Source organism: Pseudaminobacter sp. Soil_N_29, assembly GCF_057656055.1.
The window spans coordinates 686,032-708,040 of sequence record NZ_JBDGLC010000001.1; the positions used below are offsets into that span (position 1 = coordinate 686,032).

Below are 22,009 nucleotides of genomic sequence, written 5' to 3' on the forward strand. Positions count from 1 at the left end.
CCGTCTGTGGACTCGTGCCAATTGAGTTCACAAAGAGGCTTCCGAAAAAGGCCCCGCGAACGAACTCGCGGGGCCCTTCCTCGTCGGTTCTTATTGTCCGGTTACGACCTTCGTCCACAGGCGCGTGATGTTGCGCTGCGCCTTGGCTTCATAGGGCGAGGCCGTGAACAGCTTGGCTAGCATCTCGTCGTCCGGGTAGACCGCCGGGTCTTCGAGGATCTCCTTGTTCACGAAGGCCTGCGCGGCCTTGTTGCCGCTGGGGAAGTAGACGTAGTTGGTCGCCTTCGCCGCCACTTCTGGCTTCATGATGTAGTTGAGGAACTCGTGCGCTTCCTCGACATGCTGGGCGTCGGCAGGTATCGCCATCTGGTCGAACCACATTTCGGCCCCTTCCGAGGGGATCGTGTAGTTGACCTCGACGCCCTGGTTGGCCTCCTCGGCGCGGTCACGCGCCTGGAACACGTCGCCCGACCAGCCGACGGCAAAGCAAATATCGCCATTGGCCAGCGCATTGATGTATTCGGACGAGTGGAACTTGCGTACATAGGGACGGATCTTGAGCAAGGCCTCCTCGACCTTGGCCAGGTCGTCGGGCGCGGTCGATTCCGGATTGAGACCGAGGTATTTCAGCGTCGTGGGGATCATGTCGCTCGGCGAATCGAGGACATGAATGCCGCAATCGGCGAGCTTCGACAGCTTTTCCGGGTTGTAGAGGAAGTCCCAGCTGTCGAGTTCCTCGACGCCCAGCGCTTCCTTCACCTTCTTGACGTTGTAGCCGAGACCGACCGTGCCCCACATGTAGTTGATCGAGTATTCGTTGCCGGGGTCGTATTTCGCCGTGCGCTCGCTCACCACGTCCCACATGTTGGCTAGGTTCGGCAGCTTCGACTTGTCCAGCTTCTGGAAAACACCGGCGGAAATCTGACGGGTGAGGAAGTTCGCGCTCGGCACGACCACGTCGTAGCCGCTGCCGCCGGCGAGCAATTTTGTTTCCAGGATTTCGTTGGAATCGAAGACGTCGTAGACGACCTTGATGCCCGTCTCCTTGGTGAAATCGGAAATGATCGACTCGTCGATGTAGTCCGACCAGTTGAAGACGTTGACGACACGCTCCTGCGCGAAGGCAGTCACGGTCATGAACGTTGCAACAGCTGATGTGGCCGTGAGCCAGAGCGCCTTGCGAATCATCTAAAATCCTCCGTTCGAGTTCCGTTTTCCCGGGCGCAACAAGCCCTTCGCGGCCGGGTTTGAGATTTAGCCTATTGGCCTTCAGACAGGGCGACAAGCAGGAAATGTGCCTGTCCACCTGAGCGGGAGCTGCCCCGATATTCTGGGGCAGTCCCTGACTTCCGATTGGATCGCGTCTTTCTCGCCGAGCCGCGATCAGAGATAGGTCGTGCGTTCGAGTTGCGTGATCTCTGCCCAGAAGGCGAGTATCTCCGCGCGTTTCAGGTCCTGGTAGACCTTGGCCATCAAGGGGCCAAGCGCGCGCTCGATGAAGGTGCTCTTGGCCATCAGCTGCAGGGCCTCGTCCATGTCGTCGGGCAGGAAGAGCCCGCCCTCGTCATAGGCGTTGCCCACCACCGGCGGCGGCGGAACTTCCTCGTTCTCGATGCCCTCGATCATGCCCTGGAGCAGGGCCGACATCACCAGATAGGGATTGGCGTCCGCGCCGGCGATGCGGTGTTCGAGACGCTTGTTCTCCTCGGACGCCACGGGAATGCGCAGGGCCACCGAGCGGTTGTTCTCACCCCAGACCGCGCGCGTCGGCGCATAGGAGCCGGGCGTGATGCGGCGGAATCCGTTCCAGGTGTTGATGAACAGCAGGAGCGATTCCGGCATGGTCTTCAGCAGCCCCGCGACGGCGGATTCCAGCCGCTTGCGCCCGTCCTCGCCGCCGAAAATGTTGCGGCCCTGTGCGTCGAGGATCGAGGCGTGCACATGCATGCCGTTGCCGGCATATTCCAGGAACGGCTTGGCCATGAAGGTTGCCGTCAGCCCATGCGCGCGCGCGCAGCCGATGACCAGACGCTGCAGCATGATGACGTCGTCAGCCGCGCGCAGAGGGTCGGCACGGTGCTTGAGGTTGACCTCGAACTGGCCGGGCGCGGCCTCCTTGATGATCGTATCGATCGGCAGGCCCTGCGCGTCGGCGGCATCGCGGATCATGTCGAACAGTTCGGCATGCTCGGCCAGGTCGTCGAGCCCATACATGCGCAGACGGTCCGGGCCTGCGGTGGCGCCCACCGGGGCCGGCATGCCGTCGTCCCATTCCACTTCCGGGTCGAGCAGGTAGAATTCGAGCTCGAAGGCGACGACCGGGAAATAGCCCTTGGCGTTGACCTCGGCGACCTTGCGCTTCAACACTAGGCGAGAGTCGGCCATGAACGGCTCGCCTTCCGGCGAGAACGTCTGCAGCAGCACCTGCGCGGTCTTGCGCTTGGCCCATGGCACGATCGACAGCGAGCCGCGCGTGGCACGGCAGTAGCCGTCCTGGTCGCCGGTTTCGATGTGCAGGCCGGTTTCGCTGACCTCGCGGCCCCACACGTCGAGCCCATGCAGCGACATGGGGAAGTTCACGCCTTCCTGGAACGCCTTCTTCAGCGCATCGCCCGGCGCCCACTTGCCGCGCATGACGCCATTGGGATCGACCAGCAGGAACTCGACCGCTTCGAGGTCGGGGTGCTTTTCGACAAAGGCTCGGTATTCGGCCTCGTGCTCAGGGGAGATGAAGCTGGATTTCTGCGCGACGGCCGTAGCCGGAGGATACTCGGGAGGGCGATCTTTTCCGGCAGGAAGGCCGGCAGTGTAGGAAGTTTCGCGAATGGAATTATCGATTCCGGTTTGTGCCCTTCCGGCTATTTCACGCAAGATATACCTGTCTCATTGTTGCAGATGATTTAACCTGCCCACGCCGCGACAGTTCTGTCAATGGGGAGACGATATGCCAGCCATGGCGGGCCTGGCCGCGCGAGCATGGCGCCTGAATTCAAGCCCGACATGGACGAGCAGCGCCGAAAACACCACCGCGCCACCCACGATGGTGCGCGCCGACGGCACCTCGCCGTGAATGAGCCAGACCCAGACGGGCCCCAGAATGGGCTCGAACGTGCCGAGCAGGGCCGCCACTGCCGCGGGCACAAGTCTGGCCCCGGTGGCGAAAAGGGCAAGCCCCAGGCCGAGATTTATGACACCGAAAGCGAACAGGAAGCCCATGTCGCGCGGCGACACTGCAAAATCCGCAACCTGGGTAGCGGCGAACGACGCCGCAAGGATGGCGCCAAGGCAAGTCGCCGGCGTCATGCGCACATGGGCGAAGCGACGGGTGATCACGGTGGCGATGGCGAACATCACCGAGATCAGCAGCGCCAGACTGTCGCCGATCGGCGAAACCTGGCCGTTGAAGGACTCCGACACCATGATGCCCACGCCGCAGATCACGGCGGCAATTGCCGCCCAGGTTGCCAGCGAAACGCGCTCCCGGAACACCGCCCAGGCAATCAGCGCCGCCACCAGCGGCACTCCGGCCTGCATCAGCAGGATGTTGGCAACCGTGGTGTAGGCAAGCGCAACCACGAACGAACTCGACGCCGTGGCAAAACAGACGGCCACGGCAAGGCCCGGCAGGCCCATGCTGCCGAACAGTCGCAGCATGCCGCGCCAGCCATCGCGCCAGACCATGAAGCCGATGAGGAAAGCGGCCGCCCAGCATGAGCGCCAGAACACCACACTCCAGCTGTCGCCGGTTTCGATGAAACGGGCAATCGCCCCGCCGAAGCTCCACATCAGGGCGGACAGGAACACCAGCAGGACGCCGATGCGCTCGTCGCGTCCGGAACTTTGGTGACCTGCGTGCGAAACGGCGGCTTCTGTCATGCCACGACCATCGTCGTTTCCCCCCAGCTGCGCATGCCTGTGGGCGACAGGCGCAGTCCAAGCTGCGTAGACCAAACCTCCCCGAGGTTCGTGGTCCAGCGGCCACGAGCGGTTGTGGCACCCTTTTTGGGGCTCGCGAAGAGGTTTCGTGACGGCTAGCAGAGATGCTATATGTTGGTCAGGCAGGAGTTGTCGGATGAACCAGACGCTGAAAGACGCCATCCGCGCGGCGGAAGCGCTTCCGGAAGCCGATCAGGAAGAACTCGGACAGGCGCTGATGGAAATGGCGCTGCGCAAGAAGATCGACGCGCATCTTGCATCGGCCGAGGCTCGCGGCGGCGCGACGCCGCACGAAGAGGTGGTGGCTGCCCTTCGAGCCAGACATGGGAAATAGACTCGTCTGGCTCCAGCAGGCATACGATGACTTATCCGCGCTTCACGAATACATTTCCGCTGACAACGGACGCGCGGCCGACGCCTATGTAGAGGATATCTTTGCCGCTTGTGAGCGTCTGCGAGAATTTCCTCGATCAGGGCGCCCTTACAACTCTGTCTATCGCGCCCTTGTCGTTCGGAATCATCTCGTCTTCTATCGCTTCGACGAAATTGAGGAGCAGATAGTTATTGTCGCGGTTCTTCATGGCCACAGGAACATCGCCGCTCTGTTTCCGGACGAATAATTCCGGCACTCACTGAAAATCAAACGCGCTCAGGCCCGTCACCATCTCGTCCAGCCCCAGCGGGCGGGTCACCGGCGGCTCGGCACGCGACAGGCAGCCAGTGCGCTCGCACAGCCGACAGGCCGGGCCCACCAGAGTGGCCGTCCCCTGCCCCGACCGGCCCGGCGCGCCCGGCAAGGCAGCGCCATAGACGATCTCGTCCTTGAAGCCGACGTCACAGCCCAGCAGCAGCGCAGTGCGGCGCGGCCGCTCGGTGAAGGCGCCTTGCGGGCCGTCCAGCGTGCGCGCCACGCACAGGAATTCCGCACCGTCCGGCATTTCCACCGCCTCGACCAGGATCTGGCCGGGCTGCGCGAAGGCGGCATGCACAGGCAGCTTCGGGCACCCTCCGCCGAAGCGGCTTTGCGGAAAGCCTTGCGCGCCGGCCTTGCGGAAGCGGTTCCCGGCATTGTCCACCTCCAGCATGAAGAAGGGCACGCCGGCCGCGCCCGGCCGCTGCAGCGTGGTCAGCCGGTTGGCGGCCTGCTCGAAGGAGACGCCGAAGCGCGATTTCAGCACGTCGACATCGTAGCGCGCCCGCAGCGCGGCAGACTGGAAGGCTTGGTAGGGCATCATAAGTGCATGCGCCGCATAGCGGCCAAGCTCGAAGCGAGCCAGCCGCCGCGCCTCGTCGGACGATAGTTTCAGCGCCTGGATTTCGGCCGCGACCGCCACCGACATGCGCATCAGGCATGCCTCCATCGCCACCTCGCGAAGCTGGTCGAAGGGCGAAAGCCGCTCGGAAATGAACAGTCGCTGCGAATGCCGGTCGTAGCGGCGGCGCCAGTTGGGCATGGTGGCCGCCGGCAACACCTTCACCACGATGCCGTGCTCGCGCTTCAGCCAGGCCTTGAGTGCCGCAAATAGATCGTCGCCCGCGTCGAGAACGGAGGTAAACGCCTCGGCCTCCTCTTCCAGCGCGGCAAAATGGTTCGGCCTGCGCTCGAAAACCTCGCGCACCTCGTCCACCGGCAGCCTGGCGCCGGACAGGGCCGTTGCGCGCCCTTCGCGCGCCAGCAGCTCGGAAAGGTCCGACAGACGCTCGGCCTGCTCGCGGTAGGCGCGAAAGAGCTTTATCACCGCGGCGGCCGCATTCGGCGCCCCTTCGGAAAGCTCGATCAATTCCTGGTCCCCCGGCAACTCGCCTGCCAGAAGCGGGTCGGAAAAGACCTCTCTTAACGCCGCTATCGACCCGCGCGCCTCGCCTTGCAGTTCCTCCGGGTCAACCTTGTAGACCGACGCGAGCTTGAGGATCAGCTGCACCGTCAGCGGCCGCTGATTGCGCTCAATGAGGTTGAGATAGGAGGGCGAGATGCCGAGCCCCTCGGCCATCGCCGTCTGGGTGAGGCCCTTGCCGTTGCGGATGCGGCGGATGCGCGGCCCTGCGAAGATTTTCTGCTCGGCCATGGTATTCTTTACATTGGTTTACAGGCAGCTCGCGAATTTCACGGACAGCCGTCCTTTACATATTTTACAAATTTACACGCCACCACAGTCAAACACAATACAGGTTTTCCCGATTTCTGCGCCCGTTTTCGGCTTTCCCCTCGCCTTCCCCGCCACCGAATGTAAATTCCGTCATACGTCGATGGGTACCGTTCCCAGAAATGACGTTGTTCACGATGCCTCTTTTCTTTACCCCGGAGAACGTTATGACCGATTTTTACAACCTCGTTCCGTCTGCCCCCGAAGGCCGCTTCGACGGCATCGAGCGCCCCTACGACGCCGAGACGGTAAAGCGGCTGCGCGGCTCCGTTCAGATCAAGTACAGCCTCGCCGAAATGGGTGCGAACCGGTTGTGGAAGCTCATCCATGAGGAAGATTTCGTCAACGCGCTCGGCGCGCTTTCCGGCAACCAGGCCATGCAGATGGTGCGGGCCGGCCTCAAGGCGATCTATCTCTCCGGCTGGCAGGTGGCGGCAGATGCCAACACCGCGTCCGCCATGTATCCCGACCAGTCGCTCTATCCGGCCAATGCCGCGCCCGAGCTTGCCAAGCGCATCAACCGCACGCTGCAGCGCGCCGACCAGATCGAGGTTTCCGAGGGCAAGGGCCTGTCGGTCGACACCTGGTTCGCCCCGATCGTGGCCGATGCGGAAGCCGGCTTCGGCGGTCCGCTCAACGCCTTCGAGATCATGAAGGCCTTCATCGAAGCCGGTGCCGCCGGCGTCCATTTCGAGGACCAGCTTGCATCCGAAAAGAAGTGCGGCCATCTCGGCGGCAAGGTGCTGATCCCGACCGCGGCCCACATCCGCAACCTCAACGCCGCGCGCCTCGCCGCCGACGTCATGGGTGTGCCGACGCTGATTGTCGCCCGCACCGACGCAGAAGCCGCCAAGCTGCTGACCTCCGACATCGACGAGCGCGACCAGCCCTTCGTCGATCATGACGCGGGCCGCACCACCGAAGGCTTCTACCAGGTCAAGAACGGCATCGAGCCCTGCATCGCGCGCGCTATCGCCTATGCCCCGCATGCGGACCTGATCTGGATGGAGACCTCCAAGCCCGACCTCGCGCAGGCCCGGAAGTTTGCCGAAGCGGTGCACAAGGCGCATCCGGGCAAGATGCTCGCATACAACTGCTCGCCGTCCTTCAACTGGAAGAAAAACCTCGACGACGCCACCATCGCCAAGTTCCAGCGCGAACTGGGCGCCATGGGCTACAAGTTCCAGTTCATCACGCTGGCCGGCTTCCACCAGCTCAACTTCGGCATGTTCGAACTGGCCCGCGGCTACAAGGACCGGCAGATGGCGGCCTATTCCGAGCTGCAGGAAGCCGAGTTCGCAGCAGAGGCCAACGGCTACACCGCCACCAAGCACCAGCGCGAAGTGGGCACCGGCTATTTTGACGCCGTGTCTCTGGCCATCACCGGCGGCCTGTCGTCCACCACGGCCATGAAGGAATCCACCGAACACGACCAGTTCCGCCCGGCGGCGGAATAGTCGAAATCCAGAATCGTCCTGCGCGGGCCCAACCGCGCGGATAAGGCAGGGAAACACCACAATGACAACCAGAACTCGCGTCAAGGAACGGGCCGAGGAGCAGTCTTCGGCCATGAGCCCCGAACAGCAGGCCGCGATCCGCATCGTTGCCAACGATCTCCACCGTCTCAACCAGGCGGTAATGAAGGCGGTGGAAGCGGGCGTGTCGGTCGAGCTGGTGCGCTCGGCCCGGCATCACGATGCCAACGGAAACTGGGGCGACCTGCTCATTCCGGTGATCGTCACCCAGTCTTCGCGCTAGCTTCCGGCGCAACCGCGCCGCGCACGCACTCGCTGAAATGCTCGCGTCACTCGCACGATTTTTTTTCGTGCGGGTGATGCCATTTTCACTGCACTCAATCGCGTCAACTTCCCCCTTCAAATAGTCGTTCAGTATTTTTTATGTTTTCATCAAGCTCGACATTGCGATGAGCTAGGCTTGACGTGTATGAACGCCGGAGACTATTTGCACCGCGTACTCAACTAAAAATTGAAGAGTGAGGGGAGCCGGTTCATTGTCACCTAGCAGATCAGCCCGCGGTGCCGTGTCGACCGACACGGCTGCGCCGCTCGCCGGGCTCGAAAATGGCGGCGTCGATACTGCCAAGGCGCTCGTCGTCGGAAACTCTCCGGTGAACCGTGTGGTCATATCGCGGATCGTGGAAAAGTCAGGTCTTCGGCCCATTTCGGAAGACCCGGAAGCCGCTTTGAAGACGCTGGATACGCAGCTTCCGGGCATCGTCCTTCTGGACGGCGGCGCCGAAAATCGCGATTGCGACGTGCTCATGCCACCTCTGGTGGCGTTGCGCCAGCGGCTCGGCGCGCGTGCCCCGAGGGTGATTCTGCTCTCGGTCCGAATTGTGAGCGGGGAAGGTATTGCCGAGCTGCCGGTGGTCGATGCGGTCGTTGCCAAGCCCATCACGCCCGAAGTGCTGCAACCAGTGCTGAACCGGCTTTTGGACGGCCTGCGCGGCTGAACCTGCGCGCGGCGCAGCGGGTTTGCAAAAGTCTTCATGCCCCTTTTCTTCCGTCGCGACGCGTGGCTATACTCGCGCATCCGAAACAAATCTTGGTGATTGATGCCTGCCCCTAAAAAGGAAGTTCGCCCCTCGAAGGCCGGGGGACGCACTCGTGTGCCCGCATTTGTGAAAAACCTGCGTGGCGTAAAGAATTGGAAGGAAGCTGGCGAATGGCTTGAATGGCGCGGTATCGAAGATATCGAATGTATCACCCCCGACCAGGCGGGTGTCGCGCGCGGCAAGATGATGCCAACCAGCAAATTCACCTCCAACACCTCACTGGCGCTGCCTTCGGCCGTGTTCATGATGACCATCTCCGGTGGCTATCCAGAAGATGGCAACGGTTTTGCCTATCCGGAAGATGACGGCGACCTCAAGCTGGTGCCCGACCTTTCCACCCTCAGTGCCGTTCCCTGGGAAGAGGACCCGACGGCGCAGGTCATCTGCGACCTGGTCCACCAGGACGGCCGCTCGGTCGAGTTCACCCCGCGCAACCTGCTGAAGCGCGTTGTCGCCGCTTATGAAGCGAAAGGGCTGAAGCCGGTCGTGGCGCCGGAAATCGAGTTCTACCTCGTCCGCAAGAATCCCGACCCGGACTATCCGCTGACACCGCCCGTCGGGCGCTCCGGCCGGCCGATCGGCGGCGGCGCGGGCTATTCCATCGCCGGCGTCAACGAGTTCGACGAGCTGATCGACGACATCTATCATTTCTCCGAGAGCCAGGGCCTGGAGATCGACACGCTGATCCACGAGGAAGGTGCGGGCCAGCTCGAGATCAATCTGCGTCACGGCGACCCGGTCGAGCTTGCCGACCAGGTGTTCCTGTTCAAGCGCACCATCCGCGAGGCGGCACTCAAGCACGACACCTACGCCACCTTCATGGCCAAGCCGATCCAGGGCCAGCCGGGCTCGGCCATGCACATCCACCAGTCCGTCATCGACCGCAAAACGGGGCAGAACGTATTCTCGGCTCCGGAAGGCTCAGAGACGGAAACCTTCTTCAACTTCCTTGGCGGCATGCAGCGCCATGTGCCGAATGCGCTGGTGATGTTCGCGCCCTATGTGAACTCCTATCGCCGCCTCACCCAAGCGGCTTCGGCGCCCGTGAACAACAAGTGGGGCTATGACAACCGCACGGTGGCGTTCCGGGTGCCTCGTTCCGATCCGGCGGCGCGGCGCGTGGAGAACCGCATCCCGTCGTCCGACGCCAACCCCTATCTGGCGCTTGCTGCTTCACTTGCCTGCGGGCTCATCGGCATGAACAAGGCCCTGAAGCCGGACGCGCCGATCCTGACCACGGCCAACGAGGACCAGATCGATCTGCCGCGCGGACTGCTGGAGGCGGTTGACCTGTTCGAGCAGGACGAGGACCTTCGCGCCATCCTCGGCGAGCCCTTCGTCACCACTTACGCGGCAATCAAGCGCGCCGAGTTCGAGACCTTCATGGAAGTGATCAGCCCCTGGGAGCGGGAATACCTGCTTCTCAATGTTTGAAGGCCGATCCCATGACCCACAGCAGTCCGATCTCGCCGGGATATTCCTGGTATGAGGAAACGGCCGGCGAACGGCCGGCCTATCCTGCTCTCGACGGCGACCGCAGCGCCGATGTCGTCGTCATCGGCGGCGGCTTCACCGGCCTGTCGGCCGCGGCGCATCTGGCCAAGGCCGGCGTCAATGTCGTCCTGATAGAGGCGCATCGCTTCGGCGACGGTGCCTCGGGCCGCAATGGCGGCCAGCTCGGTACCGGCCAGCGCGCCTGGGCCGAGGAGCTGGAAGCCGAATTCGGCTTCACGCGCGCCAAGGCGCTCTTCGACCTCGCCGAGGAGGCGAAGTCCCATCTGTTCGATTTCGCCCGCACGCATGAAATCGAGATCGACTTCATGCCCGGCCAGTTGTCGGTTGCGCACAAGCCGCGCTTCGTCGATGCCTACAAGGCGCATGCCGAGATCATGGCCACGCGCTTCGGCTACAAGCACATCAGCTTCATGGATGCGAAGGAGACGGCCGAGCGCCTCGGCTCGACCGCCTATTTCGGCGGCACGCGCGACACCGGCACCGGCCATATCCACCCGCTGAAGCTCGTCATCGGCACCGCTCGCGTGGCGGCGGCCGCCGGGGCGCAGCTGTTCGAGAAGACGCCCGCCACCGGCATCACGTCTTCCGGTGGCAAGGTGCGGGTGACCACGCCTTTCGGCACGATCACCGCCGACAAGGGTCTGATCGCGGTCAACGCCTATGGCGGCAAGCTCGAACCGGTGAGTTCGGCCCATGTCATGCCCATCGGCTCCTTCATCGGCGCCACGGTGCCGCTGGGCGCCGACAGCCCGGTGATCCCCGGCGGCGAGTCGGTCGACGATTCACGCTTCGTCGTGCGCTATTTCCGTAAGTCTACGGACGGACGGCTGCTGTTCGGCGGGCGCGAGGTCTATGCGGTGGACGACCCGAAGGACATCCACATCCACATCCGCAAGCAGATCGCCGAGCTCTATCCCGACCTGAAGGAGGTGGAGATCACCCATGGCTGGGGCGGCTATGTCGGCATAACCATGCCCAGAAAGCCGTTCGTGCGCGAAGTGATGCCGAACGTGATTTTCGCCGGCGGCTATTCCGGCCATGGCGTGATGCTGTCCAACTTTGTCGGCAAGCTCTATGCCGAGGCGGTGGCGGGCAACCGCGACCGGCTGAAACTGTTTGAGGAACTGAAGATCCCGCCCTTCCCCGGCGGAAGCCGCCTGCGGGCGCCCTTGCTGTTCCTGGCGCTGAACTGGTTTGCCCTGCGCGACCGGATCTAGGGCCGAAACCTTCGATCCGATCGGAAGCCGCCCGGTCGGGTCGAAGAGAAGAGGGCTTGCAGCCTGCCTCGAAAAAAGGCCCATCAGGCCGTTCGCGTTGCAGGGGTTCAATGGTGCGAATGCCATGTGCCGTTTTTCGCGGACACGGCCTCGAGCGCGACCTCCTCGGCGTAGGAAAGAACGCTTTGCCGCAACATTTCGATGAAGGCTATCTGCCCCTGCAAGGCAGCGATGCGCGCCAGGCAACGGGCCATTGTGCTGGTCGGATCTGCTATCACGGCTATTCCTTCCGGACATTGCGACAGGAGCGCTGCGCTGTCGGAGACCCGCACATATCGGGCCTGCAGGCCCTCCGTTTCGTGCTCCACCTGGGATGATAGCTCGGTCAGGGCTTCCAGAAGCCGCTGAAAGCGCACTTGATCGGCCTGGCGGTCCCTCTCGGGTGAACGCGCCCACAGTTCGAACGGCATCATTACTCCCCCCATGTGCAATTTTTTTCTGTAGCTCGAGGCGCCAAACGACGCCGCGCCAAGACATCGTCGCCCACGAAACGCCGTTTCGTGCCTACGCGATGCCTTTCACCTGGTTTCGTGTTTAAGGAAGTTTGCAGCCGCAGCAGCGACCGTCATGTTGAAATGCCCGCAGCAGGGCGTGCGATCCACCCTCCCGGCGGCGCCTGTCCGGATACTGAATTCGTGTCGACGAGTGGATGGTCTCATTGAAGGCTCCGACTGCACTCACTGCCAGCCACCCGCCCAGCGGCCGTGAGGGAAAATAGCCATGCAACGCCGCCGCCAACAATACAAAACTTACTTGCCAGAACTATTGTTTCATTGGCCGAGCAAAAAGGATTAGCACAGGCGGACTGGGCTACTACTTGCGGATTAGGCCTGCTTGCGCGCCGAATAGTTTCGAGACCGTGCCCGCGCGGCCGCATTATCTTCTCGCGCGAATGTGTCACCACCACGCGGAGGCCGGCAAGCCAGCCGCGCAGACCCTCGTCCTGGATTTGATGACGTGCGGGATGATGGCACCGTTCAAGCGCGATCACTTAGGGCGGCCCCGGAAATCTGCTGGCGTGCGGCCGCTTGGCGCCTAGCAAAGCGCCGGTTGCGGCGGCCTCGCGGCCACCGCAACATCAGCTCGGAAGGCGCCGGGCGGGGCTATCCCTGCCGTTGCCAGCTTGCAGACTTGTTGAACGCCGGCGGCGGGAAATCTGCGGGAAAGAGATCATTGATCTTGTAGGCCACCTCGGTACGGTTGGTGGCCTTCAGCTTCTTCATGATGTTGCGGATGTGGACCTTGACGGTGCTCTCGCGCAGGTTCAGCTCATAGGCGATGATCTTGTTGGCCTTGCCGCGCCGCAGCGCCTCGACGACCTCCGCCTGGCGCACGGTGAACATGCCGCCCATCGGGGGCGTGGTTTCGCCACCGGAAGCCAGGCTTTGCCGCACCGCCAGAACGCTGCTGGCGGGAACGAAGATACCCCCTGCCAAGGCAAGGCTGATCGCCCCGGCACAGACATCGATGCCAACCGAGGACGGAATATACCCTCGCGCCCCGCATTCCAGCGCCTTCAGGATCTGCGAAAGCTCTTCGGTGTCGGCCAGAACAATCACCGGGATCGAGCCGAACTCCGTCTTCAACCGGACGATCTCTCCCGAAACATCCGGGTCGCTGATCTTCCGGCCGCCCACATTCAGCAAAATCGCTGCCAGCGGCGGATGTTTGTGCTGTTTGGAATTCCAGTCCTGGATCGAACCGAAAGCCAGAACCTCCATTCCGTCCTTGTGAGCCGCAAGGCTTTGCGCAAAGCACTCGCGGTCGAGAGCACGATTGTCAATGATCACCAATGAGCGACGCGGTCGCTCCGCGGCCTCGGAAACCCCGGGCTTCTCGCCGGCTGCGCCAGCGGGCGCAACCACCTCCTCCGAGGACGTTGAGGCCAGGCTTATTGCCTGGCGGCTCCCATTCAACACGGCATGACTGCCGGCTGCAGCTGTCGAATTCATCATGTTTCTACCCCACTGGTGCACCCGCAGCAGCGCCACTGCATTTTCATGGCAAACGGCTGGAGATGCACTTTCCAACTCTTGACTAACTCTTGTGGATTTCCCCCTTGGATATGCAGACGCCCATCGCAACCAGAAGTATATTTATAATTATTAGTACAACCATATCGCGAGTGACGCGACAACCTCAAATATACACACCGACCAACATGGGACATTGATCCATGTTAATAGGTCGTTTACTTTATTTAAACGAAAGAAATATTGCTACGTACCTGCATTTTTTTCCATTCGAATTCTCTAAACATGCAAATGCAGATATTATCTTTCAACATCTCCATTATGAACTGATAGATAAAACCAAGTTCCGCTGGAAAACACCGCCAGTAAAAACAATATTCTTGGTCGCGAACCTGAAATAAATCGGCTGCTCGTTGCGCGGGACATTTCACAGTTGCGCCGTCTAGGCGCCGGTAAAAAAACAGCCCGGCAATGCTGCCGGGCGTCTTTGTCGATCCTCAAGTTCAGAATTTCAGCTGCGACAGCGGCAGGTAGGAAATGCCTAGTCGACCTTCACCAGCGGCCGTCCTTCCGCGGCAATCACGGCGCCGATCGCGTCCAACGCCTCTTTGTCCGCCGCATAGGACAGTTCTCTCTGGGCGGTCGCAGGGGAGGAAATCTCGGCGCTCGCGCTCTGCTGCGTCGCGGCGGTTTCGCGCGGAGTTGCCGCCGCAACCGGCTGCGGCTGCGCCGCGCTGGCCACGCCGGTCGCCGCCGGCAGTTCAGGCCTGCGGTGGCGGCTGCGCTTTTCGTAGAAGGCGTTGCCGCCGGCAACCAGCACATAGTGCATGTTCTTGTATGGAAAGCGCAGACCGGCCGTATGGAAGAACATGGCGTTCTTCACGCCCGGGTGGCGCTCCCCTTTCAGGACGGAATCGGCTGCCGCGATCACGTCGGGAAGAGCCTTCGACTCCATCTTTCGCGACAGCACGCCGGGCGCGAACTGCCCCTTCTGGCCGACGACCTCGCAAACGCTGTCGCCATAGGCGCCGGATTGCAGCCGGTTCATCACCACCGTGCCGACGGCGACAAGGCCGTCGCGGCTCGACCGGTTGGATTCGAAAAACATTGCGCGGGCGAGACATTCCTTGTCCTTGGCCGTGTAGCCATACGACGTTTTTGCGGATGATGTCCTGCCGATGGACGAAGTCTTGATGTCGTCCGTCATGCGGCCAGTTCCTTGCGTATTGCAACCGGCAAGAAAACAGGCTGACACGACGGTGCCGAGCGTCAGACACGCCCTCACCCTCTCCAGATATTTCACGCGGGCCCCTTACTCCATGTACGCCCCGGCCCGCGCACAAGAAGCAGCAATTTCCCGGCTGAAAAGTGACTAAAACCGCAACATTTTGCGGCACGGCGCTAACATTGTGACACAGCACGCAAGAAAGCGAGAGTGCGGATGGACGTCTCCATCAAGGTGTCCGCACCCCGGTCCCATGCGTGGAGACGGCCGCAAGGCCCTGAATCCACAGGTGAACTCCCAGGCCACGGAAGCCCCAGGTCAGACGCAGCGGCCGCCGTCGACCTCCAGTGCCACGCCTGTAATAAAGGCAGCCTCGTCGGATGCGAGCCACAGTGCGGCATTGGCTATGTCCAGCGGCGTAGATAATCGTCCGAGCGGTATCGAGGCGCGGAACCTGTCGCGCATTTCCGGCGTATCCTCGCCCATGAACTGGGCCAGCATGCCGGTTTCGCCAGCCACGGGGCACAGGCAATTGACGCGGATGTTCTTGGGCGCCAGTTCCACCGCCATCGACTTGGTGGCGGTGATCGCCCAGCCCTTCGAGGCGTTGTACCAGGTCAGGCCCGGGCGGGGGCGCAGGCCGGCTGTAGACGCGGTGGTGATGATCGAGCCGCCGCCCTGCGCCTCCATGATCGGCACCACGGTGCGCGCGGCATGGTAGATCGCCTTCATGTTGACGGCAGTGATGAGGTCGAACACCTCCTCCTCCACGCCGAGCATGTCGCCGTTGCGGTGGGTGTAGCCGGCATTGTTGACCATGACGTCGATGCGGCCGAAGCGCCCCATCGCCGTGGCGATCAGTTCGTCGAACTCGGCACGCTGCGATACGTCGGTCTGCACGGCGATCGCGGCCTCGCCGATCTCGCCCGCGACGCGCTCGGCGCCTCTCGCGTTGAGGTCCGCCACGACCACGCTGGCGCCCTCCTCGGCAAAGCGTTTTGCCATGCCCTCGCCAAACCCAGATGCCGCCCCGGTGATGACTGCGACCTTGCCCTTCAGACGTGCCATGAGATTTCCTGTTCCTGAACCGCGCGATGGCTGCGTTTAGCCATGGTTGAAGACGATCGTCTTGGTGGCCGACATGTCGTAGAGCGCCTCAAATCCCTTTTCCCGGCCATGGCCCGATTTCTTGAAGCCGCCGAAGGGCAGCTCGATGCCGCCGCCCGCGCCATAGCCGTTCACGAACACCTGGCCGGCGCGCACGCGCTTGGCGACGCGGTGCTGGCGGGCGCCGTCCTTCGTCCAGACGCCCGCGACAAGCCCGAACTCGGTGCTGTTGGCGAGCCGGATCGCTTCCTCCTCGCCCTCGAACGGAAACAGCGTCAGCACCGGCCCGAAGATTTCTTCGCGCGCAATCACGGCTGTCGGATTGACCGGGCCGAACAGCACCGGCTCCTGATAGTAACCGCCAGCAGGCGCATCGGGATGGACCGAACCGCGCGCCAGCACCGGAATGCCAGCCTCTTCCGCGGCGGCGACCATGCCGGAGACCTTCTCCTTCTGCCGTGGGTTGATCAGCGCGCCGAGGTCGAGGTCCGCGTCGTGCGGGCCGGCGACCAGCTTCGAGAACCGCTCGGCCAGCGCCGCCGCCACGCGTTCATAGATCGGCATTTCGATCAGCACGCGGCTGCCGGCCGAGCAGGTCTGGCCGCCATTCTGGATAATGGCATTGACCAGAACCGGCAGCGCCGCTTCGATGTCGGCGTCGGCGAAGACGATCTGCGGCGACTTGCCGCCCAGTTCCATGGTGACGCCGACATTGTTGATCGCCGCAGCCTGCTGGATGGCCGTGCCAGTGAGCGTCGAGCCGGTGAAGGTGACGTAGTCGACCAGTGGGTGGGCGGAAAGCGACGCGCCGGCATCTCGGCCATAGCCGGTGACCACGTTGAACACCCCGGCCGGAAATCCCGCCTCCAGCGCCAGTTCGGCAATGCGAATGGTGGTCAGCGAGGCGTCCTCGGCCGGCTTGACCACCAGCGTGTTGCCCATGGCGAGTGCCGCGCCCACGACGCGGGCGAGGATCTGCAGCGGATAGTTCCAGGGAATGATGCCCGCCACCACGCCATGCGGCTCGCGCAGGGTCAGCGCCGTATAGCCGTCGAGGAACGGGATGGTGTCGCCGTGGATCTTGTCGCAGGCCCCGCCGTAGAATTCGTAATAGCGCATAGCGCCGGCGACATCGGCCTTACCCTGGCGGATCGGCTTGCCGGTGTCGCGCGATTCAAGCGCGGCAAGCTCGTCGCCGTGCTTTTCCACCAGTTGGAACAGCCGCGTCAGGCAGCGCCCGCGCTCCACCGCCGGCATGCGGCTCCACGGGCCCTCATCGAAAGCCTGGCGAGCGGCCCGCACGGCGATATCAACATCGGCCTCGCCGGCCGCGGGAATCGAGGCGAAAACCTTGCCGTCGGATGGGCTCAGCACATCTATGCGCTTGCCGGACAGGGCATCCACCTGGCGGCCATCGATGAGTTGCATGAACGCTTGGCCATCCGCCACCGTTCTAGAAAGATGCGTAGCCATGGCCACCTCCTCTGGATTCCGGCCCCGCTTGTCCTATGCTGTGCAGGTCAGCAGCTCGGGCAACTATCGCCCGAGCACAGGGGTCGAGATTGGACCAGTGTGAAGGCAGGAGCTGTGACAGCCAGGCTCTGGCAATTTTAAATCGATTAGAATACAAGAGGTCGAACTGTCAGCTGCCGCGATTCCGGAATGTAGAATGACCAGCCAGATCATCCCAGTCGAACCTTTCGACCTCATCGTCTTCGGAGGCACCGGCGATCTTGCCGAGCGCAAGCTGTTGCCCGCACTCTACCAGCGCCAGCGCGCCGGCCAGTTTTCCGAACCCACCCGGATCATCGGAGCGTCGCGCGCCAGACTGTCGGACGACGACTACCGTGCCTTCGCCCGCAAGTCGATTTCCACGCATGTGAAGCCAAGTGAGATCGACCAGGGGCAGCTTGAGTCCTTCCTGAAGCGCCTCAGCTATGTCGGGATCGATGCAGTGTCGGGCGATGGCTTCGAACAGCTGAAGAAGGTGGTCGGCAACAGCAGAAGCATCCGCGCCTTCTATCTCGCGGTCGCCCCCGCATTGTTCGGCCACATTTCCCGGCACCTGCAGGAAGTGGGCCTGGTCACGCCGACTTCTCGCATCGTGATGGAGAAGCCCATCGGCCGCGACCTCACCTCCGCCTGCGAGCTGAACGATCAGATCGCCGAGGTCTTTTCCGAACAGCAGATCTTCCGCATCGACCACTATCTCGGCAAGGAGACGGTGCAGAACCTGATGGCGTTGCGTTTCGCCAACGCGCTCTACGAGCCGTTGTGGAACTCGGCCCATATCGACCATGTCCAGATCACGGTCGCCGAAACGGTGGGGCTGGAAGACCGCATCACCTATTACGACAAGGCGGGCGCGCTGCGCGACATGATGCAGAACCACATGCTGCAGCTTCTGTGCCTTGTGGCCATGGAAGCGCCGTCCTCGATGGAGGCGGATGCGCTGCGCGACGAGAAGCTGAAGGTGCTGCGCTCGCTCAAGCGCATCAACGGCAACGAAGCGCCCAAGACCACCGTGCGCGGGCAGTATCGCGCCGGCGCATCGGCCAACGGGCCCGTCAAGGGCTATCTCGAAGAACTCGGCAACAGCGAAAGCAACACCGAGACCTTCGTGGCGATCAAGGCCGAGATCGCCAACTGGCGCTGGGCGGGTGTCCCCTTCTACCTGCGCACCGGCAAGCGGCTGGCCACCCGTGTTTCGGAAATCGTCATCGAGTTCAAGCCGATCCCGCATTCCATCTTCGAGGACAGCGCCGGCAACATCGCCGCCAACCAGCTGGTCATCCGGCTGCAGCCCGACGAGGGCGTCAAGCAATGGATCATGATCAAGGACCCGGGCCCCGGCGGCATGCGCCTGCGCCACGTTCCGCTCGACATGAGCTTTGCCGAGAGCTTCCAGGAGCGCAATCCGGACGCCTACGAGCGGCTGATCATGGACATGATCCGCGGCAACCAGTCGCTGTTCATGCGCCGCGACGAGGTCGAGGCCGCATGGAGCTGGATCGACCCCATCCTCGCCGCCTGGGAAGACAGCCGCCAGGAAGCGCAAGGCTACACCGCCGGCACCTGGGGCCCCTCGGCCTCCATCGCGCTGATCGAGCGCGACGGCCGCACCTGGCACGAGAGCTGAGCGGGATGGACAAGGCCGCCCTCAGCTGGCACGAATTCGCCTCATCGCAGGCGCTGGCCCCGGCCTTCGCCGAAAGGGTAGCCGGCGTGCTGGCCGCAGCCATTGCAGAGCGCGGCAAGGCCACGCTTGCCGTCTCCGGCGGCACCACGCCCGGCCTGTTCTTCCGCACGCTTTCGCGGCAGAAGCTGGATTGGGCCAGAGTGACCGTGACGCTGGTGGACGAGCGCTTCGTGCCGGAGGATTCTCAGCGTTCCAATGCCGGGCTGGTGGCTGCCAACCTGCTGCAGAACGAGGCCGCCGCCGCCAAGTTTATCGGCCTCTATTCGCCGGCCGGCAATGTGGAAGCCGCGGCCCGGCGCGCCGACGAAGCAGTCGCGCGCAATGCCCTGCCGCTCGATGCCGCAATCCTCGGCATGGGCGCGGACGGCCACACAGCCTCCTACTTTCCCGACGCCGACGACCTGCCGGCACTGCTCGACCCGGATGCCCAGGCCAACGTGCTGCCGGTGCATGCACCGAGCGGCATCGAGCCGCGCCTGACCTTGACGCTGCCGCGTATCGCATCGGCCGGCTTCATCGCGCTCCACATCGAAGGCGCCGAAAAGCGCCGCGTGCTGGAAGCCGCCCTCGACGGCCAACCGCATCTGCCGGTGCGCGCCGTCTTCGACCATGCAAAGGTGCCCGTGCAGATCTTCTGGGCGCCGTAATCCATCCAGCTTCCGCAAAGCGCATCCTCCCGGCGCTTTCGGGGCCGCCCCGCAAAGGACCGACCGTCATGACCGCCAGAAGCGACATCGAAGCCATTACAGAGCGGATCCGCGAGCGTTCGCGGGCCTCGCGCCAGCTCTATCTCGAGCGTCTCGCGCAGGCAGCCGGCCGCAGCGCCAACCGCGCCGTTCTGTCTTGCGGCAACCTTGCCCATGGCTTTGCCGCCTGCGCACCGGGCGAGAAGGCGGTCCTCAGCGGCGACACGGTGCCCAATCTCGGCATCATCACCTCCTACAACGACATGCTGTCGGCGCATCAGCCCTTCGAGACCTATCCGCAGCTCATCAAGCAGGCCGCGCATGAAGCCGGCGGCATCGCTCAGGTGGCGGGTGGCGTGCCGGCCATGTGCGACGGCGTCACCCAGGGCCAGCCGGGCATGGAACTGTCGCTGTTTTCGCGCGACGTGATCGCCATGGCGGCGGCCGTGGGGCTCAGCCACAACATGTTCGATGCTGCAGTCTTCCTCGGCGTCTGCGACAAGATCGTGCCGGGACTGCTGATCGCCGCCCTCAGCTTCGGCCACCTGCCGGCGGTGTTCATCCCAGCCGGGCCGATGACCTCGGGCCTGCCCAATGACGAGAAGGCAAAAATCCGCCAGCTCTATGCCGAGGGCAAGGTCGGCCGCGCCGAACTGCTGGAGGCGGAATCAAAATCCTATCACGGCCCCGGCACCTGCACCTTCTACGGCACCGCCAACTCCAACCAGATGCTGATGGAGATCATGGGCCTGCACACGCCGGGCGCCTCCTTCGTCAATCCCGGCACGCCGCTGCGCGACGCGCTGACGAAGGAAGCGGCCAAGCGCGCGCTGGCCATCACCGCGCTGGGCAATGCCTACACTCCTGTCGGCCGCATGATCGACGAGCGCTCCATCGTCAATGGCGTGGTGGGGCTGCACGCCACCGGCGGCTCGACCAACCACACCATCCACCTCATCGCCATGGCGGCGGCGGCCGGCATCCGGCTGACCTGGCAGGACATTTCCGACCTTTCCGACGCCACGCCGCTGCTGGCGCGGGTCTATCCGAACGGCCTTGCCGACGTGAACCATTTCCACGCCGCCGGCGGCATGGGCTTCCTGATCCGCGAGTTGCTCGATGCCGGCCTGCTGCACGAGGACGTGCAGACCGTGTGGGGCGAAGGCCTGCGCCCCTATGCTGTGGAGGCCAGGCTCGGCGCCAACGGCTCGGTGCAACGCGAGGCAGCACCCAAGCAAAGCGGCGATGAGAAGGTGCTGGCGCCATTCGCCAAGGCGTTCCAGCCGAGCGGCGGCCTGAAAATGCTTTCCGGCAATGTCGGCCATGCGGTCATCAAGACCTCGGCCGTGAAGCCGGAGCGGCGCTTCATCGAGGCGCCGGCAGTGGTTCTCGACAGCCAGCAGGCGCTGCACGACGCCTTCAAGGCCGGTCAGCTCGACCGCGACTTCGTCGCCGTCATCCGCTTCCAGGGCCCGCGCGCCAACGGCATGCCGGAGTTGCACAAGCTCACCACCATTCTCGGCATCCTGCAGGATCGCGGGCACAAGGTCGCGCTTGTCACCGACGGCCGCATGTCGGGCGCATCGGGCAAGGTGCCGGCGGCGATCCATGTCACGCCGGAGGCGCTGGAAGGCGGCGTCATCGGCAAGATCCTCGACGGCGACCTCGTGCGCCTCGACGCCGAGAAGGGCACGCTTGACGTGTTCATCCCCGAGACCGAACTGAAGGCTCGAAAAGTGCCGCTGATCGACCTTACAGAAAACGAACACGGCTTCGGGCGCGAATTGTTCGCCGGCTTCCGCCAGATGGCCGGCCGCGCCGACGAAGGCGCCCGTGCGTTCGGACTGGGATAGCCTGCCGCTCTCCTCCACTGGCCGAAAGCGACCGCACGCGGACAGCGTGCCCCATCAAAATTCACGCCCCATGGTTGCATCAGTCGCCAATCTTTGATTGAGTGGCGGCTGGGGATACAATCTGGGGGAAAGACGTGCGGGCGCTTTTGAAGCGGCTGTATGAAGCCTTGCGCGGTCGTCATGCCGATTGGCGACCGGACAGTTCAAATGCTGCGATGCGTCGCTGGAACGGCAAGGCTTGGGAACACCGCGAAATGACAGAGACCGAGAAGGAAGAGGCAAGCTGGTGGTGGGCAACCCGCTGACCAGTGCTGCTCCCGGCCGTCCTATCCCCGTCATCCTCGGGCCGAAGCACGAGCGATAGCGAAGTGCGAAGGTTCCGGGGACCCATGCCGGTCGACCAAAGCCGCCGCAGCGGTGCAGAATGAGCCTGTCGCGTCGTACGGCGTGGATGAATTCAAACTACGGTAGTGCCGGGCATGAACCTACCCTTCCCGGCCGTTCGGGCCGCCCCCTCAA

19 protein-coding genes are annotated in these 22,009 nt (G+C 63.3%); 10 read left to right on the forward strand and 9 right to left on the reverse strand.

Annotated elements, in window-relative coordinates:
- Positions 1 to 90: 90 nt before the first annotated feature.
- The 3 genes from AC3A4H_RS03270 to AC3A4H_RS03280 form a co-directional block, all read right to left on the reverse strand.
- Positions 91 to 1,188, reverse strand: coding sequence for a polyamine ABC transporter substrate-binding protein (locus AC3A4H_RS03270; RefSeq protein WP_487765397.1), 1,098 nt, complete (start codon positions 1,186 to 1,188; stop codon positions 91 to 93).
- A gap of 195 nt (positions 1,189 to 1,383) precedes the next feature.
- Positions 1,384 to 2,730 carry a glutamine synthetase family protein gene (locus AC3A4H_RS03275; RefSeq protein ID WP_487765885.1) on the reverse strand — a complete coding sequence of 449 codons (1,347 nt, stop codon included), beginning with the start codon at positions 2,728 to 2,730 and terminating at the stop codon, positions 1,384 to 1,386.
- Between the two features lie 198 nt (positions 2,731 to 2,928).
- Entirely contained in the window at positions 2,929 to 3,876 is a 948-nt protein-coding gene (locus tag AC3A4H_RS03280; RefSeq protein ID WP_487765398.1) for a DMT family transporter, read from the reverse strand.
- A 196-nt stretch (positions 3,877 to 4,072) separates the two neighbouring features.
- Here AC3A4H_RS03280 and AC3A4H_RS03285 point away from each other — a divergent pair, with 196 nt between their 5' ends.
- Both AC3A4H_RS03285 and AC3A4H_RS03290 read left to right on the forward strand, forming a co-directional pair.
- Positions 4,073 to 4,270: a hypothetical protein gene (locus AC3A4H_RS03285; protein WP_487765399.1), complete on the forward strand. Its 198-nt coding sequence runs from the start codon at positions 4,073 to 4,075 to the stop codon at positions 4,268 to 4,270.
- Positions 4,260 to 4,556, forward strand: a complete 297-nt coding sequence (locus AC3A4H_RS03290) for a type II toxin-antitoxin system RelE/ParE family toxin (protein ID WP_348778025.1) — start codon at positions 4,260 to 4,262, stop codon at positions 4,554 to 4,556. Before AC3A4H_RS03285 ends, AC3A4H_RS03290 begins: the two co-directional genes overlap by 11 nt.
- Positions 4,557 to 4,565: 9 nt before the next feature.
- Here the strand turns inward: AC3A4H_RS03290 and AC3A4H_RS03295 are convergent, their stop codons facing one another.
- Complete coding sequence (locus AC3A4H_RS03295) at positions 4,566 to 6,002, reverse strand: helix-turn-helix domain-containing protein (protein WP_487765400.1); 1,437 nt, start codon at positions 6,000 to 6,002, stop codon at positions 4,566 to 4,568.
- Between the two features lie 245 nt (positions 6,003 to 6,247).
- Between AC3A4H_RS03295 and aceA the strand changes: the two genes are divergently transcribed.
- The 5 genes from aceA (at position 6,248) to AC3A4H_RS03320 (ending at position 11,387) form a co-directional block, all read left to right on the forward strand.
- Positions 6,248 to 7,537, forward strand: coding sequence for an isocitrate lyase (gene aceA, locus AC3A4H_RS03300; protein WP_487765401.1), 1,290 nt, complete (start codon positions 6,248 to 6,250; stop codon positions 7,535 to 7,537).
- Positions 7,538 to 7,598: 61 nt separating this feature from the next.
- Entirely contained in the window at positions 7,599 to 7,838 is a 240-nt protein-coding gene (locus tag AC3A4H_RS03305) for an SMc00767 family acetate metabolism repressor (protein ID WP_348778022.1), read from the forward strand.
- A gap of 253 nt (positions 7,839 to 8,091) precedes the next feature.
- Positions 8,092 to 8,553, forward strand: a complete 462-nt coding sequence (locus tag AC3A4H_RS03310; protein WP_487765402.1) for a response regulator — start codon at positions 8,092 to 8,094, stop codon at positions 8,551 to 8,553.
- Between the two features lie 102 nt (positions 8,554 to 8,655).
- Positions 8,656 to 10,089, forward strand: coding sequence for a glutamine synthetase family protein (locus AC3A4H_RS03315; RefSeq protein ID WP_487765403.1), 1,434 nt, complete (start codon positions 8,656 to 8,658; stop codon positions 10,087 to 10,089).
- Positions 10,090 to 10,100: 11 nt separating this feature from the next.
- Positions 10,101 to 11,387, forward strand: coding sequence for an NAD(P)/FAD-dependent oxidoreductase (locus AC3A4H_RS03320; protein ID WP_487765404.1), 1,287 nt, complete (start codon positions 10,101 to 10,103; stop codon positions 11,385 to 11,387).
- A gap of 107 nt (positions 11,388 to 11,494) precedes the next feature.
- On the opposite strand, the gene AC3A4H_RS03325 is transcribed toward AC3A4H_RS03320, so the two are convergent.
- From AC3A4H_RS03325 to AC3A4H_RS03345, 5 genes are all read right to left on the reverse strand, one after another.
- Positions 11,495 to 11,860: a hypothetical protein gene (locus tag AC3A4H_RS03325; RefSeq protein ID WP_487765405.1), complete on the reverse strand. Its 366-nt coding sequence runs from the start codon at positions 11,858 to 11,860 to the stop codon at positions 11,495 to 11,497.
- A gap of 690 nt (positions 11,861 to 12,550) precedes the next feature.
- Positions 12,551 to 13,402: a LuxR C-terminal-related transcriptional regulator gene (locus AC3A4H_RS03330; protein WP_487765406.1), complete on the reverse strand. Its 852-nt coding sequence runs from the start codon at positions 13,400 to 13,402 to the stop codon at positions 12,551 to 12,553.
- A gap of 559 nt (positions 13,403 to 13,961) precedes the next feature.
- Positions 13,962 to 14,627 (reverse strand): cell wall hydrolase, encoded by a 666-nt coding sequence (locus tag AC3A4H_RS03335; protein WP_487765407.1) that lies wholly within the window; start codon positions 14,625 to 14,627, stop codon positions 13,962 to 13,964.
- Between the two features lie 336 nt (positions 14,628 to 14,963).
- On the reverse strand, positions 14,964 to 15,713 hold the full coding sequence (locus AC3A4H_RS03340; RefSeq protein ID WP_487765408.1) for an SDR family oxidoreductase: 750 nt from the start codon (positions 15,711 to 15,713) through the stop codon (positions 14,964 to 14,966).
- A 36-nt stretch (positions 15,714 to 15,749) separates the two neighbouring features.
- Positions 15,750 to 17,225, reverse strand: coding sequence for an aldehyde dehydrogenase family protein (locus AC3A4H_RS03345; protein ID WP_487765409.1), 1,476 nt, complete (start codon positions 17,223 to 17,225; stop codon positions 15,750 to 15,752).
- Positions 17,226 to 17,421: 196 nt separating this feature from the next.
- On the opposite strand from AC3A4H_RS03345, the gene zwf reads away from it, so the two are divergent.
- The 3 genes from zwf to edd all read left to right on the forward strand — a co-directional run bounded on the left by zwf (position 17,422) and on the right by edd (position 21,490).
- A complete protein-coding gene (zwf, locus tag AC3A4H_RS03350; protein ID WP_487765410.1) occupies positions 17,422 to 18,891 on the forward strand; it encodes a glucose-6-phosphate dehydrogenase in 1,470 nt (489 codons plus the stop codon).
- 5 nt (positions 18,892 to 18,896) lie between these two features.
- Positions 18,897 to 19,598, forward strand: coding sequence for a 6-phosphogluconolactonase (pgl, locus tag AC3A4H_RS03355; RefSeq protein WP_487765411.1), 702 nt, complete (start codon positions 18,897 to 18,899; stop codon positions 19,596 to 19,598).
- Positions 19,599 to 19,666: 68 nt separating this feature from the next.
- A complete protein-coding gene (gene edd, locus AC3A4H_RS03360) occupies positions 19,667 to 21,490 on the forward strand; it encodes a phosphogluconate dehydratase (protein ID WP_487765412.1) in 1,824 nt (607 codons plus the stop codon).
- Positions 21,491 to 22,009: the final 519 nt, after the last annotated feature.

Bases quoted from the DNA above. Each gene is read 5' to 3' on its own strand.
- AC3A4H_RS03285 (WP_487765399.1), top strand. From the start codon at position 4,073: ATGAACCAGACGCTGAAAGACGCCATCCGCGCGGCGGAAGCGCTTCCG.
- AC3A4H_RS03340 (WP_487765408.1), bottom strand. From the start codon at position 15,713: ATGGCACGTCTGAAGGGCAAGGTCGCAGTCATCACCGGGGCGGCATCT.
- AC3A4H_RS03330 (WP_487765406.1), bottom strand. From the start codon at position 13,402: ATGATGAATTCGACAGCTGCAGCCGGCAGTCATGCCGTGTTGAATGGG.
- AC3A4H_RS03305 (WP_348778022.1), top strand. From the start codon at position 7,599: ATGACAACCAGAACTCGCGTCAAGGAACGGGCCGAGGAGCAGTCTTCG.
- AC3A4H_RS03335 (WP_487765407.1), bottom strand. From the start codon at position 14,627: ATGACGGACGACATCAAGACTTCGTCCATCGGCAGGACATCATCCGCA.
- AC3A4H_RS03280 (WP_487765398.1), bottom strand. From the start codon at position 3,876: ATGACAGAAGCCGCCGTTTCGCACGCAGGTCACCAAAGTTCCGGACGC.
- pgl (WP_487765411.1), top strand. From the start codon at position 18,897: ATGGACAAGGCCGCCCTCAGCTGGCACGAATTCGCCTCATCGCAGGCG.
- edd (WP_487765412.1), top strand. From the start codon at position 19,667: ATGACCGCCAGAAGCGACATCGAAGCCATTACAGAGCGGATCCGCGAG.
- AC3A4H_RS03270 (WP_487765397.1), bottom strand. From the start codon at position 1,188: ATGATTCGCAAGGCGCTCTGGCTCACGGCCACATCAGCTGTTGCAACG.
- AC3A4H_RS03345 (WP_487765409.1), bottom strand. From the start codon at position 17,225: ATGGCTACGCATCTTTCTAGAACGGTGGCGGATGGCCAAGCGTTCATG.
- aceA (WP_487765401.1), top strand. From the start codon at position 6,248: ATGACCGATTTTTACAACCTCGTTCCGTCTGCCCCCGAAGGCCGCTTC.
- zwf (WP_487765410.1), top strand. From the start codon at position 17,422: ATGACCAGCCAGATCATCCCAGTCGAACCTTTCGACCTCATCGTCTTC.
- AC3A4H_RS03325 (WP_487765405.1), bottom strand. From the start codon at position 11,860: ATGATGCCGTTCGAACTGTGGGCGCGTTCACCCGAGAGGGACCGCCAG.
- AC3A4H_RS03315 (WP_487765403.1), top strand. From the start codon at position 8,656: ATGCCTGCCCCTAAAAAGGAAGTTCGCCCCTCGAAGGCCGGGGGACGC.
- AC3A4H_RS03295 (WP_487765400.1), bottom strand. From the start codon at position 6,002: ATGGCCGAGCAGAAAATCTTCGCAGGGCCGCGCATCCGCCGCATCCGC.
- AC3A4H_RS03290 (WP_348778025.1), top strand. From the start codon at position 4,260: ATGGGAAATAGACTCGTCTGGCTCCAGCAGGCATACGATGACTTATCC.
- AC3A4H_RS03320 (WP_487765404.1), top strand. From the start codon at position 10,101: ATGACCCACAGCAGTCCGATCTCGCCGGGATATTCCTGGTATGAGGAA.